The following is a 15,110-nucleotide window of genomic DNA, read 5'->3' as shown; positions in this document are numbered from 1 at the left end:
TATGGCACTGGCAATTTTCGATCTGGACGAAACCCTGATCCACGGCGACTGCGCGTCGCTGTGGAGCGAGCAGATGGCCCGGCTGGGCTGGGTCGATGGCAAAAGCTTCCTCAAGCGCGACCACGAGCTGATGGAGGCCTACGGCAAGGGCCACCTGCAGATGGAGGACTACATGGCCTTCAGCCTGGAGCCGATTGCCGGGCGCACGCTCGAGGAGGTCGAGCACCTGGTGGAGCCCTGGGTTGAGGACGTGATCGAGCCGATCATCTTCGGCGACGCCTGCCGCTGCATCGCCGAGCACCGCAAACAAGGCGACCGTATCCTGATCATCTCGGCCAGCGGCACCCACCTGGTGGGGCCGATCGCGGCGCGGCTGGGGGTGGACGAGTATCTGGCCATCGAACTGGAGGCGCTGAACGGGGTGTACACCGGCAAGACCCACGGCGTGCTGACCTACCGCGAAGGCAAGATCACCCGTTTGCTGGAATGGCTGGATCAGGAGCAGGAAAACCTGGAGGGGGCGAGTTTCTATTCCGACTCGCGCAATGACTTGCCGTTGTTGCTGAAGGTGGATCACCCGTTTGCGGTGAACCCGGATGCGGTGTTGCGTGAGCATGCCCAGACCAATGGCTGGCCGGTTTTGAGCTGGGTTTGAGGGCCATGGGGGCGCTTTGCGCCCCTTTCGCGGCACAAGGCCGCTCTCATAGAACAAACTGCAACTCATTGATTTAACACGGTCTCTGTGGGAAGCGGCCTTGTGTCGCGATGGGCTGCGCAGCAGCCCCGGCAATTTTGCATGGGGCCGAGACCTTGGGGCCGCTTCGCGCCCCATCGCGACACAAGGCCGCTTCCCACAGAGACCGTGGCGCATCTGCGAGACCAGTTATCTGCGCGACAGCGCAGCCCGAAAGGGCTGGGTGATCTCCTACAGGGAATCGCGTCAGCCTGAGCGGCCTTGTGCCGCGAAGGGCCGCAAAGCGGCCCCGGCAATCTCAAGCCAGGCTCGAATCGATCACCATCACCAGCTTGCCCGACACCTGGTTGCTCTCAAGTTCGGCATACGCCGCCTGGGCAAACTCGACGGGGTAAGTGTCGACCAGTTGCGCCGACAACCGCCCTTCGGCGAACAGCGGCCACACCTGCTGCTTGAGGTCACGCAAAAGCTCAGCCTTGAAGCCATCGTCACGGTTGCGCAGAGTGGAGCCGGTGACCTGCAGGCGCTTGCCCATAACCACCGCCAGGTCCAGCTCGAACTTGCGCCCGCCCATCAGGCCGATGATCACCCAGCGCCCGTCACGGGCCAGCAGCTCGAGGTTCAGCGGGCCGTAGCCGGCGCCCACCGGGTCAAGGATCACATCGAACGGCCCCAGCGCCTTGAGCGCATCGAGGTTCTCGTTACGCACCACACCACCGGCCGCGCCCAGCGCTTCACAGTAAGCCAGGCGCTCCTGCGAACCGACGCTGACCCACACCGGGCTGCCGAACGCCTTGCACAGCTGGATGGCCGCCGAACCAACGCCGCTGGCACCGGCATGCACCAGCACCTTTTCGCCGGCCTTCACCCCACCCAGCTGGAAGATGTTCAGCCAGGCCGTGGCATACACCTCGGGCAGCGCTGCCGCCTCGTGCAGGCTCAGGCCCTCGGGCACCGGCAGCACATGGCGGGCATCGACCACCACCTCTTCGGCCATGGCGCCGCTGGCCAGCAGCGCGCAAACCCGGTCGCCCACGCGCCAGTCGGCGCCAGCGCCCACCTCCTCGACCACGCCTGCGCACTCCAGGCCCATGTACGGGCTGGCACCCGGCGGTGGCGGGTACAAACCCTTCATTTGCAGCAGGTCCGCACGGTTCAGCCCCGCGGCGGCCACTCGAATGCGTACCTGCCCTGCGTCGCAGGCCGGGCGTTCGGCTTCGACCCAGGCCACATGTCCGTCAACGCCTTGCAATGCCTTCACAGTGCCTCCATAGTGATTCACATGACTGAGCCTGGGATCCCATGTCCCAGGCTTTTTGCAGTATTTGCCCGGCTCCATGGAACCGGCGAACGGAAAAGACGGCCTACTATGCGTGATCAATTGCCCCCACGTCGAATCAGCATGAAGCATTTCACTAGCAGCACCGCCCTCGCCCTCGTCATCGGGCTCGGCAGCCTCACGCTCGGTGGCAATGCGGCCGCCGCCAACAAATGGGACAGCCTGCAGCCAGACCGTGACGAGATCGTCGCCAGCCTGAACGTGGTCGAGTTGCTCAAGCGCCACCACTACAGCAAGCCGCCGTTGGACGACGCCCGTTCGATCATCATCTACGACAGCTACATCAAGCTGCTCGACCCGTCGCGCAGCTACTTCACCGCGGCCGACATCGCCGAGTTCGACAAGTGGAAGACCCAGTTCGACGATTTTCTCAAAAGCGGCAACCTCGACCCCGGCTTCACCATCTACAAACGCTACCTTGACCGTGTGAAGCAGCGCCTGGACTACGCCCTGGCCGAGCTGAACAAGGGCGTCGACAAGATCGACTTCAGCGTCAAGGAAGAGCTGCTGGTCGACCGCAAGGACGCCCCGTGGGTGAAGGACCAGGCCGCCCTCGACGAACTGTGGCGCAAACGCGTCAAGGACGAGGTGCTGCGCCAGAAGATCGCCGGCAAGGACCCCAAGCAGATCCAGGAAACCCTGATCAAGCGCTACAAGAACCAGCTGGCGCGCCTGGACCAGACCCGTGCCGAAGACATCTTCCAGGCCTATATCAACACCTTCGCCCAGTCCTACGACCCGCACACCAACTACCTGTCGCCAGACAACGCAGAAAACTTCGACATCAACATGAGCCTGTCGCTCGAAGGCATCGGCGCGGTGCTGCAAAGCGACAACGACCAGGTCAAGATCGTGCGCCTGGTGCCGGCCGGCCCGGCCGCCAAAACCAAGCAAGTGGCCCCGGCCGACAAGATCATCGGCGTGGCCCAGGGCAACAAGGAAATGGTCGACGTGGTCGGCTGGCGCCTGGACGAAGTGGTCAAGCTGATCCGCGGCCCGAAAGGCTCGGTGGTGCGCCTGGAGGTGGTGCCGGCCAGCAATGCGCCGAACGACCAGACCAGCAAGATCGTCTCGATCACCCGCGAAGCGGTCAAGCTCGAAGAGCAGGCGGCGAAAAAGTCGGTGCTCAAGCTCAAGCAGGATGGCCGCGACTACAAGCTCGGCATCATCGAGATCCCGGCCTTCTACCTGGACTTCAAGGCCTATCGCGCCGGTGACCCGGACTACAAGAGCACCACTCGCGATGTTAAAAAGCTGCTGACCGAGCTGCAAAAAGAGAAGGTCGACGGCGTGGTCATCGACCTGCGCAACAACGGCGGTGGCTCGCTGCAGGAAGCCACCGAGCTGACCAGCCTGTTCATCGAGAAAGGCCCGACCGTGCTGGTACGCAACAGCGACGGCCGCGTCGACGTGCTCGAGGACGAGAACCCCGGCGCCTTCTACAAAGGCCCGCTGGCGCTGCTGGTCAACCGCCTGTCTGCCTCGGCTTCGGAGATTTTCGCCGGCGCCATGCAGGACTACCACCGTGCGCTGATCATCGGTGGCCAGACCTTCGGCAAGGGCACCGTGCAGACCATCCAGCCACTCAACCATGGCGAGCTGAAGCTGACCCTGGCCAAGTTCTACCGGGTATCCGGGCAGAGCACCCAGCACCAGGGCGTACTGCCGGACATCGACTACCCGTCGATCATCGACACCAAAGAAATCGGCGAAAGCGCCCTGCCCGAGGCCATGCCGTGGGACACCATCCGCCCGGTGGTCAAGCCGGCCGCCGACCCGTTCAAACCGTTCCTCGCCGACCTCAAGGCCAAGCATGACGCGCGCAGCGCCAAGGATGCCGAGTTCACCTACATCCGCGACCGCCTGGCCCTGACCCAGAAGCTGATGGACGAGAAAACCGTCAGCCTCAACGAACAGGAACGCCGTGCCCGCCACGACGACGTCGAAGCCAAGCAACTGGCCATGGAGAACATCCGTCGCAAGGCCAAGGGCGAGGAGCCGCTGAAGGAGCTGAAAAAGGTCGACGAGGACGCCCTGCCGGACGAAGACGACAAGACCAAGCCCGAAGACGACGCTTACCTTGCCGAGACCGGTCGTATCCTCATCGACTACCTCAGCGAAAGCGCCAAGGTGGCCAAGAAGTAATTCGACCGAGTGATGGCAGAATAATGTGACCTGTCATCAAACAGTCATCGCACTGTCGTGAAATAGAAGGGCCGGGCATGCAGATGCCCGGCCTTTTTTCATTCAGGAAAGCAGTCCATGACCGTCACCGAACAGCTCAGCGCATTGAGCGCCATTCTGGCTCAACGTAGCGTCCACAGCCTGTTCCAGCCCATCGTCTGCCTTCGCGAACGGCGCATTCTCGGTTATGAAGCCCTGAGCCGCGGCCCGTCCAACAGCCCGCTGCACTCCCCCCTGAACCTGTTCGCCATCGCCCGCCAGGCCGGCCGCCTGAGCGAGCTGGAAGTGCTCTGCCGGGAAACCGCCTGCCGGCGTTTCAGCGAGCAGGGGCTGGCCGGCAAGCTGTTCCTGAACGTTTCACCCGAGTCGCTGCTCGAACCGCAGCACCCGTCCGGGCGCACCCTGAAAATGCTCGAGCAGGTCGGCCTGTCGCCCAGCCAGGTGGTGATCGAACTGACCGAACAGACCCCCACCGAAGACTTTCAGCTGCTGTTCAACGCCCTGCACCATTACCGCGACATGGGCTTCTCCATCGCCCTGGATGACCTGGGCGCGGGTTATTCGAGCCTGCGCCTGTGGTCGGAGCTGCGCCCGGATTATGTGAAGATCGACCGCCACTTCATCGACGGCATTCACCTGGACCCGCTCAAGCGCGAGTTCGTCGGCTCGATCCTGCAGATCGCCCGCGCCTCCCGCGCCCAGGTGATCGCCGAGGGTATCGAGCTGAGCGAAGAGCTGACGGTGCTCAGCGAAATGGGCGTCGACCTGGTACAGGGCTACCTTCTGGGCCGGCCCCAGGAGTTCCCGCCCCGTGAAGCTCTGGCCCTGCTGCCCAAGGCCAGCGGCACCAGCGTGGCCCTGGTCGAGGACGGCGGCGACCTCAGCGCCCTGCTCATCCAGCAACCAGCAGTGCCGCTGAGCACCGCCACCCAGCAGGTGCTCGAAGCGTTCCGCCGCCAGGCCAACCTCAACTCGCTGGCGGTGCTGGATGAAGACGGCCGGCCGTGCGGCATCGTGCACCGCCATTCGTTGTCCGATGCGCTGCTGCAACCCTTCGGTACCGACCTGTTCGCGCGCAAGCCGATCAGCCGGCTGATGAGCCAGGACTTTCTTGCCGTGGAGCGCGGCCAGTCGCTGCAACAGGTCAGCCGACTGATCACCAGCCGCGCCCGGCAGCGCATCGAGGAGGATTTCATCATTACCCAGGGCGGCCGCTACCTGGGGCTGGGGCGGGTGATCGATGTGCTCAAGCTGATCACCGAGCAGAAGATCCAGCAGGCCCGGCATGCCAACCCGCTTACCTTGCTGCCCGGCAACGTGCCGATCCAGCAGTGCCTGGCGCGGCTGCTGGAGCAACGCCACGCGGCGGCGGTGTGCTACGTCGACATCGACAGCTTCAAGCCCTTCAACGACATCTACGGCTATGCCCGGGGCGATGAGGTGCTGCTGTGCCTGGCGCAATGCCTGAACGACTGCGTCGACCCGAGCCGCGACTTCGTCGGGCATATCGGTGGTGATGATTTCATGCTGGTGCTGGGCTCGGGCGACTGGCGCGAGCGGCTGCAGGCGCTGGTGCAGGCCTTTGCCCAGGAGTGCCTGCGCTTCTACCGCAGCGAGCATATCGAGGCCGGTTGCTTCATTGCCCATAACCGCCAGGGCCTGCGCGAAAGTTTCGCACTGCTGTCGCTGTCGATCGGGGTGGTGTGGCTGGAGCCGGACAGCGCCGCACACCTGGATGCCGGGGGCCTTGCCGACCTGGCCTCGCAGGCCAAGCGCCAGGCCAAGGAAACGCAAGGTTCAAGCCTGAGCCTGATCGATACGCGCATACCGGCCTTGTAGGAGCCGGCGTGTGGGCTCTCATATAACAAACTACAACTCATTGATTTAATGCGGTCTCTGTGGGAAGCGGCCTCGTGTCGCGATGGGCTGCGCAGCAGCCCCGGCAATTTTGCATGAGGCCGAGCCCTCGGGGCCGCTTCGCGCCCCATCGCGACACGAGGCCGCTTCCCACAGGGGCATGGCGCATCTGCGAGACCTGTTCTCTGCGCGAAAGCGCAGCCAATGAGCTGGGTGATCCCCTACAGGGAACGTGTCAGGCCTGCTCCGGGTACCGGTACTCGAACACCCGCACCACTTCCGAGGCATGCCAGGACGCCGCTTCCATGCCGTCCACCGGCCCGGAAAACCGCCCCAAGCGCTCCACGCACTCGAAGAACCCGGTACGCGGCAGGCGGCTGGCGCCCTGGCTGATCACCAGCGAGCTGCGCAGCGGCTGCTCGGCGCGGGCGTCGAGCAGCGCCAGATACTCCAGGGCGGCGGTGAGGGTCTGCATGGCCGGGCTGGGCAGTTGCAGGCGCTCCAGCAGAGCGCGATAGGTGAGCAGGTGGCGTTGACGGCGGGCCAGGTCGAGCTCGGTCAGCAGGTTCTCCCATTGCTGTCGGCTGATCCTGACCTGGCTCATGACGGCTCGCTCCAGCCGGCCACACCCAGGTGCCAGGCCAACGCGCGGCGAATCGCGGCATCCGGTTGGCGCTCACCAGACTCGATCATCGCCAGGTACGCCGGGCTGATCCCCACGTTGCGCGCCAACGCCGCCGGCTCCACGCCCTTGGCCTGGCGCAGCGCCGCCAGCTCGCTCAGCGCATGCAGGCGGGTGCTGCTGTCTTCTTCAATGGCTGCCACGCTGGCCGGCGCTGGGGCCGGTGCCTGGCCTGCTGCAACCAGCAAGGCCTGATATTGCTCCCAGGGAACCACTGCGTACTCGGGCTGACCGTCCCGGCTTATGACCTGAATACCCATTACAACCCCCTTAACGTAGGATTACGGCATGTAATCCGTAGGCATAACCCTTATGCCAATTATATTACCAACCTCGGGGGTTCGCCGGGAATCACTGCCCCGGGCGTTCCAGGCGCAGCGCTTCGGGGGTGTCGGGCAGGCGCTCGACCACGCGCAGCTTTTCCGGTGCCTGGCTGGCGCGCCAGGCCTTGAAGCGGGCCAGCTCGTCGGCCACGGTCTTCATCACCCAGCCCAGCACGGCGATGTCGTCGAGAAAGCCCACCCCCAGCAACCAGTCAGGGATGGCGTCCAGGGGGCTGACGAAATACAACAGCCCGGCAACGATGGTCACCAGCGCCTTGGGGCTGACGGCACGGTATTCGCCGCGCCACCACGCCAGGCACAACGCCTGCATCAAGCGCACGTCCTCGCGCAGCTGGCCGAGTTTCGGGCCCTTGCGCGCAACGGCGAACAACAACGCCGGCAAGCGCCCGCGGCTTAACAGGCGTTCAGCCAGGGGCAAGAAGCGGGTGAAATTCCAGGGAGCGCTCATGAAACCTCCAGAGCAGCAGGCAGGTTATCCACAATTATTGTGGATAACCTTGTGAACAGGACCGGCTTTGCGCCGTTTGGCGCCCGCCGGGCAAGGGCCGGGCACGGATCGGGCGTTTTTTACACAACCGTTTCAGAGCCGCAAACGTTTTGCGACAGGGAAGTGCTTGGCCGTGCGTTGCATGCATTGCTTGCGACAGTGAATGACGCCCACGGTTCGCGTCAAGCCACCCCTGAAACGACAACGCCCCGTCGAAACGGGGCGTTGTTGTGCTTCAGGTGTTTGCCTTACTCGGCAGGGGCCGGCTCGACGTCCTGCTTGCTCGGGTCCTTGATGCCCAGCAGCTCAAGATCGAACACCAGTACCGAGTTGGCCGGGATCAGCGGGCTCGGGCTCTGGGCGCCGTAGGCCAGTTCTGCCGGAATGTACAGCTTGTATTTTTCGCCGACGTGCATCAGTTGCAGACCTTCGACCCAACCCGGGATCACGCCGCTGACCGGCAGGTCGATCGGGCTGCCGCGCTCGACGGAGCTGTCGAACACTTTGCCGTCGGTGAGCTTGCCTTCGTAGTGGACGGTGACCACGTCAGTCGGTTTTGGCTGCGGGCCATCGGCCTTCTTGACCACTTCGTACTGCAGGCCCGAGGCGGTGGTGACCACGCCAGGCTTCTTGGCGTTTTCCTCGAGGAACTTCTTGCCAGCGGCAGCGGCTTCTTCGCTGGCCTTGGCCAGGCGTTCTTCGGCGCGCTTTTGCAGGGCGGTGAAGGCTTCTACCAGCTCTTCATCCTTCAGGCGCTGTTCTTTCTTGCCTACGGCGTCTTCGATACCTTGGGCGACGGCTTTGGAGTCCAGGTCGTCCATGCCTTCCTGGGCCAGGCTCTTGCCCATGTTCAGGCCGATACCGTAGGAGGCTTTCTGGGCCGGAGTCTTCAGCTCGACGCTGCTGGTCTGGGCGTCGCAGCCCGCCAGCACCAGACCTACCAGGGCAACCGCGGCCGCCAGACGATGTTGTTTCATGCTGATTCCTTGTTCATGCGCCATAAGGGCAAATCAGGGTAAAGCCGCGAGCTTAGCAGGCGGTCGGGACCAATGGCTACCGGCATGAGAGCAGGTTTGCGGCGGGAAGTTCCTGGGTGAAAGGTTGTTCATGGAGGGGGGATCGAGAAGGAAGGCGCTTTGGTTGCGCCCTGGTGTTCGGCGAAGGCTTGCATCAAGGCTGCCAAGGGTTGTGGCGGACACCTGCCCTGCCCCTACGGATAACTCCCTGCCCGATAAAGCTCCGCCACCTCGCGCAACACCTCGCACACCCACTGCGCCGGCAAGCTCTGCGCCAAGGCGGCATTGCGGCAGATCCCCACCGAGCCCCCAGGCTCGCGCACCCCAAGGTCCAGCTCGGCCAACTCCCCACGCCCCAGGTCGATCAGCACCGCATCCCGTGGCGCCACCCACACCGCATCACTGCCCAGCAAATAGCGCCGGCTCAACGCCAAAGAAAGTGTTTCCAACCGTTGCGCCGGCATCTGCATGCCACCCTGCACGAACAGGCTGTCGGCATGCTGGCGGATGGTCGTGCCCGGCGGCGGCAGCACCAGCGGGTAGCGCCCTACCTGCGCCCGGTCCACCGGCTGGCGTGCCAGCAGCGGGTGCCCCGGGCGCACCACCAGTGCCATCGACTCGCTGTACAGGTGCTCGAACGACAGCCCCTGGATCTGCGGGCTGTCGGTCATGCGCCCGACTACCAGTTCCAACTCGCCCAGGTGCAACTGCCCAAGCAACTGCGCACTGACCCCGGTGACCACGCTGATCACCAGCGCTTCATGGCGCTGGTGCAGCCGGCACAGCACCTCAGGCATCAACAGCCCCTCGACCGTGGACAGCACGCCGATGCGCACCTGCGACGGCGCCCGCGCCTCGCCGCGCACGCTGCCCACGCCATCGCGCAGGGCCTGCACACTGGGCCCGGCATAACGCATGAAACGCGTGCCTGCCGGGGTCAGTTCCACGCCCTGGCGGGTGCGTTCGAACAAACGCGCCTCCAGCAGCTCTTCAAGCTCCTTGAGGGTCTTGGAAATGGCTGGCTGGCTGATCGCGAGCATGTCGGCGGCCCTGGCCAGGCTGCCCTGCCGGGCAATCTCCAGAAAGCACAGCAGGTGGCGGTACTTGATGCGGGTATCGAGGTTCATGCCCGGCAGTTTATCCGTGCGCGCCAACCCTGCAAGCCGCGTCGTCCAGGGTGATTGCCTGGGGCGTGTCCGGGTCGCGCTGCTGGCGGCGGAACTGGCCCGGCGGCAGGCCATGAATCTGCCGGAAGCGCCGGCTGAAATAGGCCTCGTCGGCAAAGCCGCACAGCCGCGCCACCTCCCCCACCGGGCGGCTGCCATTGAGCAGGTAGTTGCGCGCCGCATGCATGCGCCGCTCCAGCACCAGCTCGCTGAAGGTCTTGCCCACCTCCTTGCGCAGCCAGTGGGTCAGGTAGCTGGGGGCCAGATACGTGGCCGCCGCCACCTTGGGCAGGTTCAGGTCAGGGTCGTCGATGTGCCGGCGCAGGTAATCGCTCATCCGCCCAAGCGCCGCGCGCCGGCTCTGCTCGGCAGCGTTGCTCTCGGCCAACTGACGCAGAGGTTCGGCGTACAGGCTGCACACCGTGCCGATCAGTTGCAGCAACAGGCCCTTGAGGATCTCGCGGCTGCCGAAGCCACGGTTGGCATCCAGCGCGCGCATCTGCTCCAGCAATTGCAGCACGTTGGCGAATTGCGCCTCATCGAGGTGAAAGTCCAGGTGCTCCTGAAACCGGAACGGCGACAGCTCCGGGGCCAGCGCAATCGACACGTCTTCCAGGTCCATCGGGTCGCAATCAAGGTGCGGCAGCAGGAAGGTCTGGGAGAAGTTGATCACCACGAAATCGCTTTCGGGCGGGTGCGGAATCACATGCACCCGGTGCGGCAGGATGAACGCCAGGGTGTGGCGGGTGAACGGGCGCTGAACGGCGCCGATGTGCTGCACCGTGTCGCCGCCCAGGTTGATCTGCACCTGGAAGTATTCGTGCCGGTGCGGCGCGGTTTCTGCCGGCCGGCCGCGGGCGTCGCGGATATGGAAGTCCATCAGCTCGCTGCGCTGCTGCATGACATAGGTGGGGACCTGGCGCTTGGGCGGCATGGTGGGGGCTCCTGTTGTTCTTGTTGCCTGCCCCGCGATTCTGACCACCCATCCAAAGCAAGGCAATAAGTTGTACGACGTCCAAACTCAAAGCCAAACCCTGCTTTTCAAAAAGCTCCTCGTACAACCCCCTTCGCAGCCCTTTGTTTTCAAGCCATTCAGCCAAAACCTCAGGCAAAACCCCGCCCGGCAGATTTCTTGGACAAACCTTCAACCCCCCGCCTGCATTGTAAAAAACGGTCTAAAAACCCCGTTGATCCAAACCAGTTGTACGACCACTCTGAATAAGGACTGCAGCCCAACCTCTCCAAAAACAACAAACGAGGTCGACTCAATGTCGAGCACGCCCACTCCCCGCACCGCGTCTGCGCCTTTCGCGCTGGACGCCGCTCCCGCACAGCGCCTGCCCACCCGCCGCCGCTGGTTCATGCTTGCCCTGCTGTTGGTGGCGACCATCATCAACTACGTCGACCGGGTCAACATCTCCATCGCCGCGCCCTTCATGGCCAAAGACCTGGGCCTGGACAAGGTCGAGATGGGCCTGATCTTCTCGGCCTTCGCCTGGACCTACGCCCTGGCCCTGGTGCCGGCCGGATTCATCGCCGACCGCTTCGGCTCGCGCCTGACCTACGGCGTGTCGCTGATCAGCTGGTCGGCGGTCACCGTGGCCCAGGGCCTGGCCAGCGGCTTTGCCTCGCTGTTCGGCCTGCGCCTGGCGGTCGGCGCCATGGAAGCCCCGGCCTTCCCGGCCAACAGCCGCGCGGTCACCGTGTGGTTCCCCGCCCGCGAACGCGGCATGGCCAGCAGCATCTACGTGTGCGGCCAGTACCTGGGCACCGCGCTGTTCACCGGCGCCCTGCTGTGGCTGGCCACCACCTACGACTGGCGCCACGTGTTCTACAGCACCGGCATCGTCGGCATTGTGTTCGGCGTGGTGTGGCTGTTCCTGTACCGCGACCCGCTCAGTTGCAAGAAGGTCAGCAAAGAAGAACTCGCCTACATCGAACAAGGCGGCGGCCTGGTCAAGAGCAGCCAGCAGCGCACCCGCTTCGACTGGCGCCAGGTGGCCGAGCTGTTCCGCTACCGCCAGGTGTGGGCCATTTGCCTGGGCAAGTTCGCCAGCACTTCGGCGCTGTACTTCTTCCTCACCTGGTTCCCCACCTACCTGATCGAGGAGCGCCAGCTCACCCTGATCAAGGTCGGCATCTTCGCCGTGATGCCGTTCATTGGCGCCACCGTCGGCATCCTGCTGGCGGGCATCGTGTCGGACCTGCTGATCCGCAAGGGCTACTCGCTGTCGTTCGCCCGCAAGCTGCCGCTGGTGGTGGGCTCGATGCTGGGCATGTCGATCGTGCTGGTGAACTTCACCGACTCCAACGTGCTGTGCATCGCCGTGCTCACCCTGGCGTTCTTCGCCCAGGGCATCGCCTCGTCATCCTGGGCGGCGGTGTCGGAGGTGGCCCCCAAGGAACTGATCGGCCTTACCGGCGGCATCACCAGCCTTGCGGCCAACATCGGCGGCATCGTCACCCCCATCGTGATCGGCGCCATCGTGCATGCCAGCGGCTCGTTCGCCATGGCGTTCTGGTTCATCGGCGGCGTGGCGCTGATGGGCACGCTTTCTTACTCGCTGCTGCTGGGCAAGCTGTACCGGATCGAGCTGAAGACCACGGCCTGAGCGCCATCGCGGGGCGCGTGGGAGCGGGCTTGACCTGCGATCGGCAGAAAACCCGATTCCTCCAAGCCCACCCCGCTTTCGTCCAACTTCCAGCGGCCAGCGCTGTTTACGCTGGCCACTCGCAACCAGAGGATCCACCCCATGACGTACCTGTTCAGCCCACCGGCCATCGTCAGCCTGCCGATCCAGGGCAGCGACGCGCGCTTCCCCGTCGGCCGGGTGTTCTGCCTGGGCCGCAACTACCCCTGGCCGCAGGCCAGCGACCCGCCCCCCAGCGAGCCGGTGTTCTTCATGAAGCCCGCCTGCAACGTGGTCGAGGCCAGCGGCGAGCTGCCCTACGCCCCGGCCACCGAAGAGTTCTGCCACGAAATCGAACTGGTGGTAGCCATCGGCAAGGGCGGCGCCAACATCGCCCCGGCCAATGCCCTGGAGCACGTGTACGGCTACGCCGCAGGCCTGGACCTGACCCGCCGCGACCGCCAGCGCCAGGCCAAGCAGCAGGGCCTGCCCTGGGAGGGCGCCAAGGTGTTCGAGGCCGCAGCGCCGATGACCGCCATCGTTCAGGCCAGCTGGCCGCTGGACGCCGAGCTGTGGCTCAAGGTCAACGGCCAGGAGCGCCAGCGCGCCCACCTGTCGCAGCAAACCTGGCCGCTGGACGAGGTCATCGCCCGCCTGTCACGCCTGCTGCCGCTGCGCCCGGGCGACCTGATCATGACCGGCAGCCCGCCCGGCGTGGCGCCACTCGAACCCGGCGATGTGATCCACGCCGGCATCGACGGCATCGCCGAACTGACCCTGCAGGTGGGCCCGCGCCCCGCCTCCCAAGCTGCCTGACCCCGGAGCCGAACATGTCGCAAACCCAAAACAAGAAAGTTGCATTGGTCACCGGCGCCGGCAGCGGCATCGGCCGCGCCGTGGCCCTGGCCCTGCTCGAGGACGGCTTCAGCCTGGTGCTCGCCGGGCGCCGCGCCGAGCCGCTCGAGGCGCTGGCCGAACAGGCCCGCGCCGCCGGCCGCGAGGCCATGGCGGTGCCCACCGACGTGCGTGACGAGCACAGCGTCGCGGCGCTGTTCGCCGCCATCGAAGAAGTGCACGGGCGCCTTGACCTGATTTTCAACAACGCCGGCATCAACGCCCCGGCGGTGCCCATCGACGAACTGCCGCTGGAGAACTGGCGCAACGTGGTGGCCACCAACATCGACGGCGTCTTCCTGTGTGCCCGCGCCGCCTTCGGCCTGATGCGCCGCCAGCAGCCCCAGGGCGGGCGGATCATCAACAACGGCTCGATCTCGGCGCACACCCCGCGCCCGTTCACCGGCCCCTACACCGCCAGCAAGCACGCGGTACTGGGCCTGACCAAGGCCCTGGCGCTGGACGGGCGCCCGTACAGCATCGTCTGCAGCCAGGTGGACATCGGCAACGCCCTGACCGAGCTGTCCGAACGCATGACCCGCGGCGTACGCCAGGCCAACGGCGACATCGCCCCCGAACCGATGGTGGATGTGCGCCACGTGGCCGACGCGGTGCGCTACATCGCCGCCCTGCCGCTGGAGGCGAACGTGCTGAACATGACCGTGATGGCCAGCAACATGCCGTTTGTGGGGCGTGGCTGAGCCGCCCGTGCACACATGAAACCCTGTGGGAGCGGGCTTGCCCGCGATACCGGCGCAGCCGGTGCCATCCATCGCGAGACAAGCCCGCTCCCACGCCCTCTTTCCCATCGCCATACAGGTGGAGTGCCCCATGAAACCCGAAGTCCTGCAACTGAGCCCGATCCTCATCCCGCAAATCCGCCAGCGCCTGGAAACCCTGTTCACCGTTCACCGCTACTACGAACAAAGCAACAAGGAGGCCTGGCTCGACGCCCACGCTGCCAGCATTCGCGGCGTCATCACCGGCGGCCATACCGGCATCAGCCAGGCGCTGATGGCGCGCCTGCCCAACCTTGAAATCATCACCGTCAACGGGGTGGGCACCGACGCGATCGACCTGGCCTACGCGCGCGATCGTGGCATCCCGGTGTGCGCCACCATCGGCGCGCTCACCGAAGACGTGGCCGACCTTGCCATCGGCCTGTTGATCGGCGTATGCCGCGGCATCTGCACGGGCGACCGTTTCGTGCGCGCCGGCCACTGGGCCACCAGCCCTACCCCGCTGGCGCCCTTGCCGCTGGCGCGCCAGGTGTCGGGCATGCGCGTGGGTATCGTTGGCATGGGCCGGGTCGGCCGCGCCGTGGCCCAGCGCGCCGCCGCCTTTGGCTGCCCGATCGTCTACACCGACCTGCAGGCGCAGGATGTGCCCTACAACTTTGAAGCCGACCTTGTGCAACTGGCCAAAAACAGCGACGCGCTGATCCTGGCCGCCGCCGCCGACAAGGGCGAGGCGCTGGTCACCCGCGAGATCCTCCAGGCCCTGGGCCGCGACGGCTACCTGATCAACATCGCCCGCGGCAAGCTGGTGGACGAACCGGCGCTGCTCGCCGCCTTGCAGGCCGGCGAGATCGCCGGCGCCGCGCTGGATGTGTTCGCCGACGAACCGCGCGCCCCCGAAGCGCTGTTCGAGCGTGAAGACGTGGTGCTGCAACCGCACCGCGCCAGCGCCACGGTGCAAACCCGCACGCGCATGGGCGAAATGGTGGTGGCCAGCCTGGTGGACGTATTCGCCGGGCGCAAACCCCAGGGCCTGGTGCTGTAACCCAGGCAAAATGCCAGCACGGGCGATTCGGTGAA

Annotated in this window: 14 protein-coding genes; 7 read left to right on the top strand and 7 right to left on the bottom strand. The window is 65.3% G+C overall.

What is annotated here, in order from left to right:
- Window position 1: 1 nt before the first annotated feature.
- A complete protein-coding gene (locus tag KSS93_RS10090; RefSeq protein WP_217888153.1) occupies window positions 2-655 on the top strand; it encodes an HAD family hydrolase in 654 nt (217 codons plus the stop codon).
- A gap of 337 nt (window positions 656-992) precedes the next feature.
- Here the strand turns inward: KSS93_RS10090 and KSS93_RS10085 are convergent, their stop codons facing one another.
- Window positions 993-1,955 carry an NAD(P)H-quinone oxidoreductase gene (locus tag KSS93_RS10085; protein WP_217888152.1) on the bottom strand — a complete coding sequence of 321 codons (963 nt, stop codon included), beginning with the start codon at window positions 1,953-1,955 and terminating at the stop codon, window positions 993-995.
- A gap of 141 nt (window positions 1,956-2,096) precedes the next feature.
- Here KSS93_RS10085 and KSS93_RS10080 point away from each other — a divergent pair, with 141 nt between their 5' ends.
- Together KSS93_RS10080 and KSS93_RS10075 are read left to right on the top strand one after the other, a co-directional pair.
- A complete protein-coding gene (locus KSS93_RS10080) occupies window positions 2,097-4,178 on the top strand; it encodes a carboxy terminal-processing peptidase (RefSeq protein WP_217888151.1) in 2,082 nt (693 codons plus the stop codon).
- Window positions 4,179-4,295: 117 nt separating this feature from the next.
- Window positions 4,296-6,056 (top strand): GGDEF domain-containing protein, encoded by a 1,761-nt coding sequence (locus tag KSS93_RS10075; RefSeq protein WP_217888150.1) that lies wholly within the window; start codon window positions 4,296-4,298, stop codon window positions 6,054-6,056.
- Window positions 6,057-6,309: 253 nt separating this feature from the next.
- Here KSS93_RS10075 and KSS93_RS10070 read toward each other — a convergent pair whose 3' ends face one another.
- The 6 genes from KSS93_RS10070 to KSS93_RS10045 form a co-directional block, all read right to left on the bottom strand.
- Window positions 6,310-6,678 (bottom strand): hypothetical protein, encoded by a 369-nt coding sequence (locus KSS93_RS10070; protein WP_217842260.1) that lies wholly within the window; start codon window positions 6,676-6,678, stop codon window positions 6,310-6,312.
- On the bottom strand, window positions 6,675-7,016 hold the full coding sequence (locus tag KSS93_RS10065; RefSeq protein ID WP_217888149.1) for a helix-turn-helix domain-containing protein: 342 nt from the start codon (window positions 7,014-7,016) through the stop codon (window positions 6,675-6,677). Before KSS93_RS10065 ends, KSS93_RS10070 begins: the two co-directional genes overlap by 4 nt.
- Window positions 7,017-7,107: 91 nt before the next feature.
- Window positions 7,108-7,548: a YkvA family protein gene (locus KSS93_RS10060; RefSeq protein ID WP_217888148.1), complete on the bottom strand. Its 441-nt coding sequence runs from the start codon at window positions 7,546-7,548 to the stop codon at window positions 7,108-7,110.
- A 287-nt stretch (window positions 7,549-7,835) separates the two neighbouring features.
- Entirely contained in the window at window positions 7,836-8,564 is a 729-nt protein-coding gene (gene bamJ, locus KSS93_RS10055) for a BamJ family beta-barrel-assembly machinery protein (RefSeq protein ID WP_217842257.1), read from the bottom strand.
- A 233-nt stretch (window positions 8,565-8,797) separates the two neighbouring features.
- Complete coding sequence (gene pcaQ / locus KSS93_RS10050; protein ID WP_217888147.1) at window positions 8,798-9,730, bottom strand: pca operon transcription factor PcaQ; 933 nt, start codon at window positions 9,728-9,730, stop codon at window positions 8,798-8,800.
- Between the two features lie 10 nt (window positions 9,731-9,740).
- Window positions 9,741-10,703, bottom strand: a complete 963-nt coding sequence (locus KSS93_RS10045) for a helix-turn-helix transcriptional regulator (RefSeq protein ID WP_217888146.1) — start codon at window positions 10,701-10,703, stop codon at window positions 9,741-9,743.
- A 334-nt stretch (window positions 10,704-11,037) separates the two neighbouring features.
- On the opposite strand from KSS93_RS10045, the gene KSS93_RS10040 reads away from it, so the two are divergent.
- From KSS93_RS10040 to KSS93_RS10025, 4 genes are all read left to right on the top strand, one after another.
- Window positions 11,038-12,381 (top strand): MFS transporter, encoded by a 1,344-nt coding sequence (locus KSS93_RS10040; protein ID WP_217842254.1) that lies wholly within the window; start codon window positions 11,038-11,040, stop codon window positions 12,379-12,381.
- A gap of 141 nt (window positions 12,382-12,522) precedes the next feature.
- A complete protein-coding gene (locus tag KSS93_RS10035) occupies window positions 12,523-13,215 on the top strand; it encodes a fumarylacetoacetate hydrolase family protein (protein WP_217888145.1) in 693 nt (230 codons plus the stop codon).
- A gap of 14 nt (window positions 13,216-13,229) precedes the next feature.
- Window positions 13,230-13,994, top strand: coding sequence for an SDR family oxidoreductase (locus tag KSS93_RS10030; RefSeq protein WP_217888144.1), 765 nt, complete (start codon window positions 13,230-13,232; stop codon window positions 13,992-13,994).
- 130 nt (window positions 13,995-14,124) lie between these two features.
- Entirely contained in the window at window positions 14,125-15,075 is a 951-nt protein-coding gene (locus KSS93_RS10025) for a 2-hydroxyacid dehydrogenase (protein WP_217888143.1), read from the top strand.
- The last annotated feature ends 35 nt before the right edge of the window (window positions 15,076-15,110 follow it).

Source organism: Pseudomonas xanthosomatis, assembly GCF_019139835.1.
GTDB classification, from domain to species: domain Bacteria; phylum Pseudomonadota; class Gammaproteobacteria; order Pseudomonadales; family Pseudomonadaceae; genus Aquipseudomonas; species Aquipseudomonas fakonensis.
The sequence above is the reverse complement of the archived record's forward strand: the minus strand, read 5'-3'. Positions and strand labels throughout refer to the sequence as shown.